Source organism: Desulfobulbus propionicus DSM 2032 (assembly GCF_000186885.1).
Taxonomy (GTDB): domain Bacteria; phylum Desulfobacterota; class Desulfobulbia; order Desulfobulbales; family Desulfobulbaceae; genus Desulfobulbus; species Desulfobulbus propionicus.
In genome coordinates this window covers 2,196,858-2,209,956 of sequence record NC_014972.1, presented here as the reverse complement: position 1 = coordinate 2,209,956, position 13,099 = coordinate 2,196,858, and the positions used below count along the sequence as shown (strand labels likewise).

The window sequence follows — 13,099 nt, the reverse complement described above, 5'->3', positions numbered from 1 at the left end:
CGAGCAGCGGAAAAATTTATCCTTTTTTCTCAAGGATGTTGCGGCTGCGCTTGACCGCGCACAGATCGCCGCACATGGTGCAAACTTCCTGGTCGAGGGGCTGAGAGGAGGCCCGGTAGGCCTTGGCCTTGTCCGGATCCATGGCCAGGTTGAACATGGTGGTCCAGTCCAGTTCCTTGCGCGCCTTGCTCATGGCGTTGTCCCAGGCGATGGCTCCAGGGATGCCCTTGGCGATGTCGGCGGCATGGGCGGCGATGCGCGAGGCGATGATGCCCTCCTTCATGTCGTCGGCATCCGGCAACCGCAGGTGCTCGGCCGGAGTCACATAGCAGAGAAAATCAGCGCCGTGCGCCGCGGCCAGGGCGCCGCCGATGGCCGAGGTGATGTGGTCGTAGCCGGGCGCCACGTCGGTGACGATCGGCCCGAGCACGTAAAACGGCGCCCCGTGGCACAGTTTTTTCTCCAGCTGCATGTTGGCCACCACCTCGTTCAGCGGCACATGGCCCGGACCCTCGATCATCACCTGCACATCGGCCTGCCAGCACCGCTTGGTCAACTCGCCGAGCACGATCAGTTCCTGGATCTGGGCCGCGTCGGTGGCGTCGCGCAAGCAGCCCGGCCGCAGGCCATCGCCGAGGCTGAGGGTGACATCGTATTCGCGGCAGAGATCGAGCAATCGGTCGAAGTGTTCGTAAAAGGGGTTTTCCCGGTCGTTGGTTGTCATCCAGTCGAGCAGCAGCGAACCGCCCCGGCTGACGACGTGGGTGAGGCGGGGATTGGTGCGCAGCCGTTGCACCGCGGTTCGGGTCAAGCCGGCGTGGATGGTCATGAAGTCGACGCCGTCCTCGGCATGGATACGGACCACGTCAAAGAAATCGTCCACCGAGATATTGGCCACCTCCTTGCCGTAGCGGGCCACCGCATCATACACCGGCACGGTACCGATCATCACCGGGCTGATCTCCACCGTCTTCCGGCGGAAGGCGCGGGTGTCGCCAAAGGTGCTCAGGTCCATGATCGCGTCGGCCTTGAGTTCGATCGACCGCCGCACCTTGTTCAACTCGTTGTCCACATTGCAGCAATCCTCGGATACCCCAAGGTTGACGTTGATCTTGGTGGTCAGGCCGGCACCGATACCCTTGGCGACGAGATTTTTGTGGTTGCGATTGGCCGGGATGGCGATGCGACCATTGGCAACTCGCTCCAATAGGTCGGATTCATGGATCTTTTCGTCGACGAGTACCTGCCGCATCTGGGGGGTGAGGACGCCCTGGCGGGCGGCGGCCATCTGGGTTGCATAAGCCATGATCGGTTCTCCTGGGGTAAAGGGTTGTTTAAAGGGGGGCGGAGCAGGCCGCCTGCAATCGGCGGGCGGTGGCGGCGATATCCGTGGCGCCGACAATTTCGGTGACCAGACACACGGTTTTGGCGCCGCGCGCTACCACTTCGTGCAGGTTGTGCTCCTTGATACCGCCAATGGCGACGAAGGGCAGAGGGCAGGAGCGCACCACATGCTCAAGATACCCCAGCCCAACCGGAGCGCAGACATCCTCCTTGGTTTGGGTGCTGAAGATCGGGCCGACGCCGATGTAGTCGGCACCAGCCGCCAACGCGGCGGCCGCCTGCTCCGGACCGTGGGTGGAGAGGCCGATCAGCTTGTGCGGGCCGATCAACCGCCGCACCTCGGGCACCGGAAAATCGTCTTGACCGACATGGACGCCGTCGGCATCGACCAGTTGGGCGATATCGGGGTAGTCGTTGACGATGAACAGAACGCCCGCGTCGCGGGTCATTGCGCGAATGGCGCGGCACTCGGCGAGCATCTCGGCAAAGCTCTTGTGCGGTCGTTTTTCCCGGTACTGGATCAAGCGGATGCCGCCCCTGATCATCTGTTGGGCGACCTCGATATTGGTCCGGCCGGCGGAGAACTTTTCGGCGGTGATGCCATAGATGCCGGCGGGAAAAAGAGGTTTACTATGTTTCATGAAGAACTCCTGGTTGACTGAGGATGATCGCGCTCATGTGGTTGGCGACGGTGAGGACCTTGTGGGCAAACAACGGAGCCTCGCTGCAGTCGGTGGTGAAGTCGCCGACGATATGGCAGTTGCCGATCCGGCGGATGCGAATGGAGCCCAAGTCACTGCCGGCGATGCCGCAGGCCGAGACCACGATCCGCTCGGTGCCGAAGGCCTCCAGCAGCATTTTTTTATCCGCCTGCCGGTCAAAGCCTTCGACGATCAGGTCGCAGTCGGCAAAAAGGGTGAGACAGTTGGCGGCATCAATCCGTTCAACCGTGGTTTCCACGCGCAGTTCCGGTCGGATCCGTTGTAAATTCTCGCGTAGCGCATCAACCTTGTAGCGGCCGATCTGGTCGGCAAAGTAGAACTGGCGGTTGAGGTTGGACGGTTCCACTCGGTCGAAATCGACAATCGTCAAGGCCTCCACGCCGCTGCGTACCAGGTTGACCGCCACGTTGGAGCCGATGCCGCCCACCCCGGCAATACCGATGTTCATTCGATCCGATCCCAATCTTTATAGATCGGCTGATAGCCGTGGGCGACGATGGCCTGGGCCACCTCATCGACACTGCGGTTGTCGGTGATCTCGAACTGGGGCGTCTGCTCGACCTTGATCTCGGTGTAGCCGCCCACCCCCGTGCTCGAACCAGCCGAGAAACGGGTGGCGCCGAGCGGCAGGATGCGGTCGCGGAAGGCGGCATTTTCCCGGGTGGAGATGGTGATACCGGCGCGCGGCAGAAAGATGCGCAGGGCGGTCATGAACTGGACAAAGGTCCTGTCGTCCACCAGGTAGTCGGGCTGGAAGTCGCCCTCGGCTTCATTGAAGCGCGGCAGAGAAATGGCCACCTCGGTGTCGAGGAACTTGTTTTCCAGGTAGCGGGCGTGCAGGCCGGTGAAGAAGATCTCGCTACGCGGTTCGGCCAGTCCCAGCAGGGCACCGAGATTGACCACCCGCATGCCTCCTTGAGCCGCCCGTTCGGGCGCGTTGAGCCGCCAATGGTAGTCCATCTTTTTGCCGGCCAGGTGCACCCGCTTGTAGACCGCCTGGTCGTAGGTCTCCTGGAACATGGTCATGCCGTCGACCCCGGCCTCGTGCAGCTGCCGGTATTCCTCGACCGCCAGCGGATAGACCTCGATGGCCACCGAGGCAAAATGTCGTTTCAGCAGCCGGGCGGCATCGACCAGATAGGTCATGGGGGTGATGTGATGGGCCTCGCCGGTGAGAAAGAGCACATGCTGCATGCCGGTGCGGGCAATGGCTTTGGCCTCGGCCTCGATCTCTTCCAGGCTCAACTTGCGCCGCAGGATGGGGTTTTTGTGGTTGAAGCCGCAGTAAGCGCAGCCGTTGTTGCAGTGGTTGGAGATGTAGAGCGGGATGAACATCTGGATGGTGCGACCGAAATACTGTACCGTTAATTGATGGGCCTTGCGGGCCATGGCCTCCAAATGTCCGGCCGCCCTGGGACTGAGCAGGGTGAGAAAATCCATCGCCCCTGGGTTGTTTTTGGCCAGGCTCCGCTCGATGGCCGCCTCGGTCACCCCGTTGAAAAAACCGGCAAAATCAAAGCCGTTGTACTGTTCGACTACCTCAAAATAGGACATGGTCTGCTCCTTGCGGTGACGACACCAACGAGTTATTCGTCCAGAAAACCGGTGAGCGGCGACGAGGCCCGGGCCAGGGTCGATTCTTCCGCTAGTTGCGCCAGATAGGCGGCCCGGCCGGCCCGAACCGCCAGGTCAAAGGCGCGTCCCATGGCTTCCGGATCCTTGGCGGTGGCAATGGCGGTGTTGACCAGCACCGCGTCGGCCCCCATCTCCATGGCCGCCGCCGCCTGGGAGGGCTTGCCGATGCCGGCGTCGACCACGATGGGCACGGTGCAGTTGTCGATCAACAGCTCGATCAGCGGCCGGGTTTCCAGGCCCCGATTGGTGCCGATCGGAGCGCCCAGCGGCATGACCGCGGCGGCCCCCGCATTCTCCAGCCGTTTGGCCAGCGGCAGATCGGGCAGCACGTAAGGCAGGACGATGAACCCCTCCTTGGCCAGAATCTCGGTGGCCTTGAGCGTCTCCCAGTTGTCCGGCATCAGGTACTTCATGTCGGTGATCACCTCGATCTTGATGAAGTCGCCGCAACCGGCCTCGCGGGCGATGCGGGCGATACGCACCGCCTGTTCCGCCGTCCGCGCACCCGAGGTGTTGGGCAAGAGGGTCACCTTCTTGGGAATATAATCGAGGATGTTTTCCGACTGGGCGGTGGTGTCGATGCGGCGCAGGGCCACAGTGATCATCTGCGAGCCGCTGGCCGCCAGCATCCGGGGAATTTGGGCATGGGACGCAAATTTGCCGGTGCCGGTGAGCAACCGGTTGGTAAACGTCCGGCCACCAAGGGTCAATACGTCATCGTTCATGAGTCAGCCTCCACCGACAAAACTGAGCAGTTCCAACCGGTCGCCGTCCTTGAGTGGCGTGATCGACCACTGCTCCTGTTTGATAATCTGCTGGTTCAATTCCACCACCAGCGCCCCCGGCGCCAGCCCCTTGCGCGCCACCAGTTGATCGATGGTACAGGGCTCTGCGGTTTCCTTGACTCCGTTAACGAACAGGTCCATGCTGTTTCCCCAATAAAAAAAAGCCGCTTGTCCTTTCAGGGAAGGGCAAGCGGCTTGCAGGCCGGAAAACCGGGGTACACCCGGTTCCTCTTTGTCTTGTCCGCTTCCCTTCGCCGGTATTATCCGGATCAGGTTCCATGGGTATCATCTCAGGCTTTACGCCACCCCTCGCGATGGATGTTCTATAAAAAAGATAGGCTCGTTTGTCAACTCCGGGATAGGGATGGGGGGAAAAACATGGGGAAGATGTGAAAAATCGGTCGGTTAAAAGGCAGTAGCCGAAATCGGTGGATCGCTGTCGCGGTAAAATTTATGCGAACCATACTGGCCGATGTACGATTTGCCGACCACCCATTTCGGGTCAACGGTGACGTGATGATAAAAGGTGGAACCGCTGGTGAAATCCGGCGTGGTCATGGCCTTGAGGGCAACCCGAAGACTCTCCTGCAACGGATTGATTTCAAGCGGGACGTAGGATTTTTTTTGAAAGGTCCAGCTGAACTGATTGGGTGCCAGAATAACATCGGCAATTGTTGCGTTATTTTCAAGGGCACGATTGAGGGTGACATGGGCCACGGCCAACTGACCGATTTCCGGCTCCCCGCGCGATTCATGGTAGACGTTGAGGCTCAACCAGAGCAGACTTTCGACAAAACCAAGCGGCATGACGCTATTCGACCGCCTCTACGGCCCGGATGGTCGGGAGTTCGCCCTTGACGAACTTCTCGATGCCCTCCTTCAGGGTGATGCGGGACATGGGGCAGCCCTGGCAAGCCCCGGTGAGCCGGACCTTGAGGATCTGATCCGGTCCGAGTTCGACGAACTCGACGTCGCCTCCGTCCCGTTGCAGGGTGGGACGGATTTGCGCCAGCACTTTTATAACGGTTTCCTGCAATTGTTCCATGAATGACTCCTTCATTCCATTGCAATTTTGAAGCATGAATGGGGCACACTATAGCATTACTCAATCGATCAGACAAGAAAACAATTCCAATGCGGGTTGATCAGGATCGGAACAGTTGGAAATTCAACAAAAAATTCATGATATAGTCGAGAGGTCTCCGTATGTCCTCGGCTGGCAGCGGATGCGGGCTGTAGAGGCGGGGGCGACAGGGGATGGCGGAGGTGGCAGAGCTACGCCTTTGGTGGCGGATGGCAGTGCGCGGCATTTTCAGCAACCGCGCCAACCGTGCGAAGAATTCGTCACGGTTCATTGGTTAGGTATTTTCAATGGTCTCTTCATCCACGGCAACGTCAAACTCATCGAGTTGAATAATGCTGTCTTTTCCTTCGCCCACGAGGTGAAAAGAAAATGATTGCCGCGGGTGCGGATTGTCGAATGTGAATTCAACCCGGTGCTCTTCCCCGGTATAGAGAATAGGAAATTGTGGCGAGGCAATTTCATTCACGGGCGTGTCGCTTTGTTTGAACAGCAATTTCAAGGCAATACCGTTGCGGGAAGCGTCAATAGCTTTCACTTTGATGGAGACATGTACCTGTGAATTCTTTGGAAAATCAAGATATTGAGCGCCGATAAGATTGTCGGCCCATTCACTGGTCATCGTCTCGGGCAGGGGGCGCAGTTCACCGCTGGCAAACTTTAGGCGTCTATTTCCTTGAGGTGCGGATAAACTTTTGTCCAGGGTCGAGGAAAAGGACGTGAGATAATCGTGCCTGCGAGCATTTTCTTTTCTCGGCAAGGGTTGCAGCGCATACGAGCCAAGTATGCTAGACGCTTTGCCCATCCTGCATAGGCCATCGTCGGAACAGACATACAGTACGTTTTCGCTTGTATGGTAGCGCTTCTCGGAGGCGGTGTATGAGATCATCTCCCGGGGGGCGTCATAGTCACGGAACACACTTCGTCCGCTTAGGGTCGATGGTGGCTGTAGACCGAAATAATCAAGGACCGAAGCGGTCATATCGACTAGGCCGTGTCCGCCGTGTTTGATCCGGGGAAGGTGTTCGGGGGCGAGGATGACCGCTAGCCCCCAACTGCTGACCCAGCGGCCGAGGTTGGCGCCATGGGATTCATCGGAGGTGATGATCACCAGAGTATCCTCAAGTACCCCTTCGCGACGCAGTTGAGCGATAAAAGGGGCGAGGGCTTGGTCCAACTGGGCCACCGCCGCCGCTTTCTTCGATGGATAGTGATCCGCTACTTCATCCGACACGGCATAGGGTTGATGGGTGCCGACGGTCAGTAGGGTAAGCATCCACGGCTGCTGCTGAGCCTGCAAGCCGACAATATACTGCCATGCTCCATGGAAAAAGACTGAGTCCACCGTCCCCCATTCAAAAGGGAAGGGGTTGGGTTCTGTAAACCATTCGTTGCCGTGTACCTCCTGGAAACCGATCATCGGCATGACCCGATCCTTGCCCATGAAGCCGAGGTTGGCGCCCTGAAGAAAATGGGTGCTCCAGCCCTGAGCCGCCAATTGAGCGGGAAGGCAATCCTGGGCTCGGGATTGATTGTGTTGCAGTTCAAAAGCCTTGGGCGTGCTCCACGACAGTTTGCTGTAATCGCCGCAGAGCATGGCATAGAGACCGCGGATTGTCTGATGGCTGTGTACGGCAAAATCGGGAACGAGCATAGCGTCGTCCGTGCTGGCGGCAAAGAGCGGCATCTCCTGTTTATCTGAGGTCACGCCCATTGTTCGGGCTATCTCGGGGTAATACAATCCTGGGATTCCTTCCAGCACCACGACGAGCACATTCTTTGCCTTGCCCGCAGTCAACAACGGCCTGCCATTTAGATCCAGTGCGGTCAGGCCTGTGGGTGGGGGAATGGTCTGGGGAGACGTGGCGGGAATGAATCGATGGATGAGAGCGTCGGTGATCAGCCAGTGCAGGGGGGAGTAGCGCTCCAGTACGCCCTGGTGAGCCGAGTGAGAACTGAGCATCCCATACCCGGTTGCCAGCATAACCACGAATGTCAGCGTGCGTATCGGGGGCAGGGGGTGGAGTTTGATTGGCGGAAGCAAACTCAGCAGGACGGTTGTCAGCAGCAACCCTGTCAACAGGGGTGAGGTGGGCGAAAACCCGGCCATGCTGTTGTCGAGGAATTTCAAGTCCTTCAGATACTGCAGATCGGACCAGTTGGGCAAGCGTTGCATCGCGGCCATCAGTTCGAAGGCGACCAGTTGAAAGATGGCCCACGGCAGGATAGCGACAATGCGCAACCAACGAGAGATATGCGTCAGGAACAGCAGGAGCAGGAGGCCCAGCGTTCCATCGGAGAGGAGACCGAGGGGTTGACTGACACCGGAATGAACCATGCGCCAGAGCAAAGGCATAAAACAGACGGTTAACAGGGAAAAGAAGGAGATAAACCACATCTTGGCATGAAGACGACCTGAAGGGCGGAGGGGAGAAAACCTATTCATGGCGGGACTAAACACCTTGGCAAGACCGCTGCACCCATCCGCGATGGGATGGAACAGCGGAAAATCAACGACAACAGAATCTCGAGCGGCAGATATACCATTGATACCATTGAACGGGATGGGAAGCAACCGGTTTAGGTTGGAGGAGGAAGTGCACTGCGGGTTCCAGAGATCGTGCGCTGCGCCTATCAATCTTTGAAACCCGTAGTTAATTCCGGGTAGTTACACCCTCGGTGATGATTCACAACTTGGAGAGGCATTGCTTGAACTATGCGGAACGAACCCGGGGCGGTTGCGGAGAGGGAGTTGCCGGCTGCGCCAGGTTGAGGCTGGGTATTGGTTAACCAATTTTGGCGGCAACGCTTGAAACATGTTGATCAGGAAAAAAAAATACAGTATTGGTTAACCAATTTCAGGGGGAAGGATGGGTATGCCGGCAACCAAAGAGGAAAAAAAATACGCGTATCGGGCGATTATTGACCGGATTGAGTCAATGATCGCCGATGGGGAGCTTGCCCCGGGCGATCGGCTACCCCCGGAACGAAAGTTGGCCGAATCGTTGGGGGTGTCGCGCGGCAGTCTCAGGCAGGCATTTCACATCCTGGCCGAGCGGGGGATCATCGAGAGTCGGCAGGGTGACGGAACCTATCTGCTCGCTCCTTTGGGGGGGGGCTGTTCCGCCGAAGCGATTCTTGATGCCATCGGCGAGCAGAGCGGTTTTGTACATGATATCATAGAGTTTCGCCAGATGATCGAGCCGCTGATCGCCGCCTTGGCCGCACGGCGGATAACCCCGGAGGCTCTTGGCCGTCTCAAGATCGTGGCCTGTGATCAGCAGCGCGCCGTGATCGCCGGCCGGGAAGAAGATAGCCTGGACGCTGAATTTCATCGCCTGCTGGCCGCCGGTACCGGCAACCAGGTCGTGATTCAGGTGATGACCACCATTCAGTCGATTCTCAACGAGAGCCGATCCACCTGGCTGCAGACGAGCGCGCGCCGCCACGCTTCAGTGGAAGGGCACCTGCGAATCATTGATGCCCTGGAGGCCGGCGACGCCGAGGCGGCGGGCGCGGCCATGCACGATCATCTGGCCGAGATCGAACGCGCTATTTTTGACGAGCCGCCCACTGAATGAATGTCGTGAAGCGGTATCAACTTTGACCGGCGGATATGCCGAACAGGAGAGAATGTCATGACCATTGAAATTGTGTTGATGTATCTGGTGGTGGGATTGATTGCCGGAGTATTGGCCGGTCTGCTGGGGGTGGGCGGCGGCGTGGTGATCGTGCCGATGCTGGTTTTCTGTTTCGCCAAGCAGGGCGTACAGCCGGATCAGATCATGCATCTGGCCTTGGGCACCTCGCTGGCCAGCATCATCTTCACCTCCATCTCCAGCTTCATGTCCCATCATCGGCGGGGCGCGGTGGAATGGACCATTGTTCGACGGATCGTGCCCGGTATCCTGATCGGCACCTTTCTCGGCACCTTCATTGCCGCGCGGCTGTCCACCGGTTTTCTCAAAACCTTTTTCTGCGTGTTTCTCTATTGCGTGGCCACGCAGATGCTGCTCAACAAAAAGCCCAAGGCCTCGCGCGAGCTGCCGCAAACAGCAGGTATGTTCGGCGTTGGTTCGACCATCGGTGTGGTGTCGGCCCTGGTTGGCATCGGCGGCGGATCGCTGTCCGTGCCCTTCATGATCTGGTGCAATGTCCCGGCTCATCTGGCTGTCGGCACCTCGGCGGCCATCGGCTTTCCCATTGCCATCGCCGGCGCATTCGGTTTCATGGTCAACAACCTGCATGGCAGTGGCCTGCCAGCCTACAGCCTTGGCTATGTCTATCTGCCGGCTCTAATCGGTATTGTCTGCACTTCGATTTTCACCGCCCCACTGGGGGCCAAGCTGGCCCATGCGTTACCGGTCGACAAGCTCAAACGGCTCTTTGCCCTGTTTCTCTACGCCGTCGCCACCAGGATGGTATGGAGCATGATGAGTTAACCGGGCGCATTCGGTCTGCCGTCTATTCAAACCTCCCCCGCCTTTGGACGGGGGAGACGTTGCATTCGCGAGCAGGGGCAGAAAGGAGAGAGGTCAAAGAGAGAAACGGCGGGCCTTGAGAGGATGCACGGTGCGGCTGTCAGGTTCGTCCAGGCACCGATTGGCGGGATTCGACAGCCCTGGCCAAGGTGTGTTCGTCGGCATACTTGATGTCCATGCCCATGGGAATACCACAGGCCAGACGACTGAGGCGGACCTTGGTATCCTGCAGCATTTCGGCGAGATAGGAGGCGGTGGCTTCACCGGGGACCGTGGAACTGGTGGCGATCAACACCTCGTCGACCTGACCGGAGGCAACCCGTTGCCGCAACTCGCGTATTTTCAGCTCGTCGGGACCTATACCGTCCATGGGGGCGATCACCCCGTGAAGGATGTGGTAGGTGCCGCGGAACACGCCGGTTTTCTCGATGGCGATCTGATCGCCCGGCTCCTCGACCACGCACACTAGTCGTGAATCCCGCCCGGGATTGCCGCAAATCGCGCAGGGATCGGTTTCGGAGAAGGTGAAACACTGGTGGCAGAGGTGGATGGTGTCATGGAGCACCATCAGGTCGTGGGCGAGATTTCTGCCCTCCGCCGCTGGCCGTCGCAGGATGTACAAGGCGAGCCGAGTGGCTGTTTTGCGGCCGATTCCCGGCAACCGGGTCAGGTCGGCGATCAATCGCTCCAGGGCCGGGGGAATGATCTGCATTCAGAACAGACCTGGTATGTTAAGACCACCGGTCAAGCGGCCCATCTCCGCCTTGCCCAGCTCCTTGGCTTTGTTCAGGCCGTCGTTGACTGCGGCGACAATCAAGTCCTGCAGCATCTGGGTGTTGTCCGGCTGAACCAATGCTTGTTCAATGACGATCTCAAGCAGTTCTCCCTTACCGTTGACCGTGGCCGTGACCATGCCGGCACCGGCGGAACCGGTCACCTGTTTGCCGCCCAACTCGTTTTGCACGGTTGCCAGTCTTTCCTGGAACTGCTGCGCCTGTTTCATCAGCTCACTCATGTTCATAGAAAACCTCAACAAAAACCTGTTTTGGGGAATGGGGTATCCGGAGAGCGGCCGCTACTCCTCGACCGATGGGTATGCTTCCTCGCCGGTCCTGGGTGCCGTGGGCGTGGTATGTGCGCGGTATCCGGAACCGATGCGAATATCACCGACCTGACCGGTGAAGACATCGAGCGCGGTGAGCACCAGTGGATCGTTGGCCAAGGCGCGGCGTTCATGTTGGGGCGCAAGACCGTTGGCCGGATCGACCGCGCAGGCATTGGAACCGGGCACGGCAAACTGGACAGAGAGTTCTTCTTGAAAAAAATCGAGGAGAAATTCGGTCAGCGCCTTGACGTTGTTGCGCTGCTTGAGCATGGTGCACTCGGCGCTGTCGTCAAAATGGATGATCAGTTCCTTGCCGTTGCATTCCACCGAGGCGGCCATCTGCAGGGCCGCCGCGATCCAGCGTTGGCGTTCACGCACATACTGGACAAAGCCCTCCCAATGTTGGCGGACCTTTTTTTTGGGGGGGGCGGGAGATGGTGGTTGCGCTTCCTCCACCTGGGTGCGCGGCTCGGTGGCGCCCGATGGCGAAGACTGTCCGTTTGCAGCGTCCGAAGGCGTTGCTGGGGGAGGATTGGTCGCGACGGCGGCAGGCAGCGGGGAGGTCTTGTCCGGCTCCGGTGGACTGAGAGGCTCGCGGGTCGTCATCCCGGTCGGTGGTTGCGGTGACGATGACACCGATGCGGCGGTTGACCGTGCCGGGACGGCGGCTTGCGCTGTGGGCGGGGAAGAAGAGCGTGGTGGCGGCTTGGGAGATGGCGAAGCTGCGGTGGCTTGCCGGAGAGGTGTTGGCGACACGGCTGGAAGATCGGGGGAGGCGCCCTCCAGTAACCGATCAAATCGACTGATCAATTCGGCCACCGGCACCACATCGCGGAATTGCACCGCACGGATAAAAGTCAACTCCAGGGTCAGGCGCGGTTGCTGTGACACAGAAACCTTTTCCAGTCCTTCGAGGAGCAGATTGAACAGCGCCGAAATGGTTTCCAAGGAATAGGAAGCCGCGGTTTGCTCCAGGGCTGCTTGCTCATCCTCGGTCACCTCGAGGAATTGACCGGAATGTTTGCTGACCTTGCACACCACCAGGTCACGAAACCACTGTAACAAATCGTTGCTGAAGCGCTTGATGTCGGTTCCATGGAGATACATCTGATCAAGCAGGACGTAAACCGCACCGAGATCGCCGTTGAGCAGGGCGGATCCGAGATCGGCGATCAGCTGGTGACTGACCAGACCCAAGACCTCGACCACCTCTTCGGCCCGCACTTCCTGGCCACAATAGGAAAAAATCTGATCCAGGAGACTGAGGCCGTCGCGCACACTGCCCCCAGCCTCGCGCACGATCATGTCGACCGCCGCGGGTTCCATCCGCACGCCCTCCTGTTCGGCCAGGCGGGTGAAGTGGGCAGCCAGTTCTCGATGCCCCAGACGCTTGAGCTCGTAGCGTTGGCAGCGGGAAAGAATGGTTACCGGGACCTTGTGCAGTTCGGTGGTGGCGAACATGAAATACACATGGTCGGGCGGTTCCTCCAGGGTCTTCAGCAGGGCGTTGAAGGCCTCGGTGGTCAACATGTGCACTTCGTCAATGATAATGATCTTGTAGCGCGAACTGGTGGGCATGAAACGGATTTTTTCCTTCAGTTCGCGAATCTCCTGAATGCCGCGGTTAGAGGCGCCATCCACTTCCTGGAGATCGATGCTGGCCCCGTCGGCGATGTCCCTGCATGAGCGGCAGAGGTTGCAGGGCTCAGTGGCCGGCCCCTGCTCGCAGTTCAGGGCTTTGGCCATGATCCGGGCCAAGGTGGTTTTGCCCGTGCCACGTACGCCGCTGAAAATCAGCGCCTGGGCGACACGCTGCTGGGCCAGGGCATTTTGTAACGTTCGGACCACTGCTTTCTGGCCGACGACTTCGGCAAAGGTCTGGGGGCGGGATTTTCTGGCAAGAACAAGGTAGGACAAAATCGATACCGGCGGTCAATGATCAGGAC

At 59.0% G+C, this 13,099-nt stretch carries 14 protein-coding genes and 1 riboswitch; of the genes, 2 read left to right on the top strand and 12 right to left on the bottom strand.

All coding sequences use genetic code 11. The features are described from left to right. Nucleotides 1-16: 16 nt before the first annotated feature. The 9 genes from thiC to DESPR_RS09565 form a co-directional block, all read right to left on the bottom strand. Nucleotides 17-1,306 (bottom strand): phosphomethylpyrimidine synthase ThiC, encoded by a 1,290-nt coding sequence (thiC, locus tag DESPR_RS09605; protein ID WP_015724617.1) that lies wholly within the window; start codon nucleotides 1,304-1,306, stop codon nucleotides 17-19. A 28-nt stretch (nucleotides 1,307-1,334) separates the two neighbouring features. Further along, a complete protein-coding gene (thiE, locus tag DESPR_RS09600; RefSeq protein ID WP_015724616.1) occupies nucleotides 1,335-1,985 on the bottom strand; it encodes a thiamine phosphate synthase in 651 nt (216 codons plus the stop codon). Further along, entirely contained in the window at nucleotides 1,975-2,514 is a 540-nt protein-coding gene (thiF, locus tag DESPR_RS09595; RefSeq protein ID WP_015724615.1) for a sulfur carrier protein ThiS adenylyltransferase ThiF, read from the bottom strand. Before thiF ends, thiE begins: the two co-directional genes overlap by 11 nt. After that, nucleotides 2,511-3,620, bottom strand: coding sequence for a 2-iminoacetate synthase ThiH (gene thiH, locus DESPR_RS09590; RefSeq protein ID WP_015724614.1), 1,110 nt, complete (start codon nucleotides 3,618-3,620; stop codon nucleotides 2,511-2,513). The genes thiF and thiH overlap by 4 nt, the downstream gene beginning before the upstream one ends. Nucleotides 3,621-3,652: 32 nt before the next feature. Then, nucleotides 3,653-4,426, bottom strand: a complete 774-nt coding sequence (locus DESPR_RS09585) for a thiazole synthase (RefSeq protein WP_015724613.1) — start codon at nucleotides 4,424-4,426, stop codon at nucleotides 3,653-3,655. Nucleotides 4,427-4,429: 3 nt separating this feature from the next. After that, complete coding sequence (thiS, locus tag DESPR_RS09580; RefSeq protein WP_015724612.1) at nucleotides 4,430-4,627, bottom strand: sulfur carrier protein ThiS; 198 nt, start codon at nucleotides 4,625-4,627, stop codon at nucleotides 4,430-4,432. 88 nt (nucleotides 4,628-4,715) lie between these two features. Next, a riboswitch (TPP riboswitch) is annotated at nucleotides 4,716-4,806 on the bottom strand. Between the two features lie 85 nt (nucleotides 4,807-4,891). Further along, nucleotides 4,892-5,293, bottom strand: coding sequence for a cell wall hydrolase (locus tag DESPR_RS09575; RefSeq protein ID WP_015724611.1), 402 nt, complete (start codon nucleotides 5,291-5,293; stop codon nucleotides 4,892-4,894). Nucleotides 5,294-5,297: 4 nt separating this feature from the next. Further along, nucleotides 5,298-5,531 carry a NifU family protein gene (locus DESPR_RS09570; protein WP_015724610.1) on the bottom strand — a complete coding sequence of 78 codons (234 nt, stop codon included), beginning with the start codon at nucleotides 5,529-5,531 and terminating at the stop codon, nucleotides 5,298-5,300. A gap of 313 nt (nucleotides 5,532-5,844) precedes the next feature. Next, a complete protein-coding gene (locus DESPR_RS09565) occupies nucleotides 5,845-8,205 on the bottom strand; it encodes an LTA synthase family protein (RefSeq protein ID WP_245529420.1) in 2,361 nt (786 codons plus the stop codon). Nucleotides 8,206-8,443: 238 nt separating this feature from the next. Here DESPR_RS09565 and DESPR_RS09560 point away from each other — a divergent pair, with 238 nt between their 5' ends. Both DESPR_RS09560 and DESPR_RS09555 read left to right on the top strand, forming a co-directional pair. Then, nucleotides 8,444-9,148, top strand: a complete 705-nt coding sequence (locus DESPR_RS09560) for a FadR/GntR family transcriptional regulator (RefSeq protein ID WP_015724608.1) — start codon at nucleotides 8,444-8,446, stop codon at nucleotides 9,146-9,148. A gap of 57 nt (nucleotides 9,149-9,205) precedes the next feature. Continuing rightward, nucleotides 9,206-10,009 (top strand): sulfite exporter TauE/SafE family protein, encoded by an 804-nt coding sequence (locus DESPR_RS09555; protein ID WP_015724607.1) that lies wholly within the window; start codon nucleotides 9,206-9,208, stop codon nucleotides 10,007-10,009. Between the two features lie 139 nt (nucleotides 10,010-10,148). Here the strand turns inward: DESPR_RS09555 and recR are convergent, their stop codons facing one another. From recR to dnaX, 3 genes are read right to left on the bottom strand one after another with little or no spacing between them, the layout of a single operon-like run. Further along, nucleotides 10,149-10,760 carry a recombination mediator RecR gene (gene recR, locus DESPR_RS09550; RefSeq protein WP_015724606.1) on the bottom strand — a complete coding sequence of 204 codons (612 nt, stop codon included), beginning with the start codon at nucleotides 10,758-10,760 and terminating at the stop codon, nucleotides 10,149-10,151. Next, nucleotides 10,761-11,069, bottom strand: a complete 309-nt coding sequence (locus DESPR_RS09545) for a YbaB/EbfC family nucleoid-associated protein (RefSeq protein WP_015724605.1) — start codon at nucleotides 11,067-11,069, stop codon at nucleotides 10,761-10,763. Nucleotides 11,070-11,123: 54 nt separating this feature from the next. Next, entirely contained in the window at nucleotides 11,124-13,070 is a 1,947-nt protein-coding gene (gene dnaX / locus DESPR_RS17295; RefSeq protein ID WP_015724604.1) for a DNA polymerase III subunit gamma/tau, read from the bottom strand. Nucleotides 13,071-13,099 lie beyond the last annotated feature (29 nt).

Bases quoted from the DNA above. Each gene is read 5' to 3' on its own strand.
- DESPR_RS09570 (WP_015724610.1), bottom strand. From the start codon at position 5,531: ATGGAACAATTGCAGGAAACCGTTATAAAAGTGCTGGCGCAAATCCGT.
- thiH (WP_015724614.1), bottom strand. From the start codon at position 3,620: ATGTCCTATTTTGAGGTAGTCGAACAGTACAACGGCTTTGATTTTGCC.
- thiE (WP_015724616.1), bottom strand. From the start codon at position 1,985: ATGAAACATAGTAAACCTCTTTTTCCCGCCGGCATCTATGGCATCACC.
- DESPR_RS09545 (WP_015724605.1), bottom strand. From the start codon at position 11,069: ATGAACATGAGTGAGCTGATGAAACAGGCGCAGCAGTTCCAGGAAAGA.
- thiC (WP_015724617.1), bottom strand. From the start codon at position 1,306: ATGGCTTATGCAACCCAGATGGCCGCCGCCCGCCAGGGCGTCCTCACC.
- DESPR_RS09560 (WP_015724608.1), top strand. From the start codon at position 8,444: ATGCCGGCAACCAAAGAGGAAAAAAAATACGCGTATCGGGCGATTATT.
- DESPR_RS09585 (WP_015724613.1), bottom strand. From the start codon at position 4,426: ATGAACGATGACGTATTGACCCTTGGTGGCCGGACGTTTACCAACCGG.
- recR (WP_015724606.1), bottom strand. From the start codon at position 10,760: ATGCAGATCATTCCCCCGGCCCTGGAGCGATTGATCGCCGACCTGACC.
- DESPR_RS09555 (WP_015724607.1), top strand. From the start codon at position 9,206: ATGACCATTGAAATTGTGTTGATGTATCTGGTGGTGGGATTGATTGCC.
- thiS (WP_015724612.1), bottom strand. From the start codon at position 4,627: ATGGACCTGTTCGTTAACGGAGTCAAGGAAACCGCAGAGCCCTGTACC.
- DESPR_RS09575 (WP_015724611.1), bottom strand. From the start codon at position 5,293: ATGCCGCTTGGTTTTGTCGAAAGTCTGCTCTGGTTGAGCCTCAACGTC.
- thiF (WP_015724615.1), bottom strand. From the start codon at position 2,514: ATGAACATCGGTATTGCCGGGGTGGGCGGCATCGGCTCCAACGTGGCG.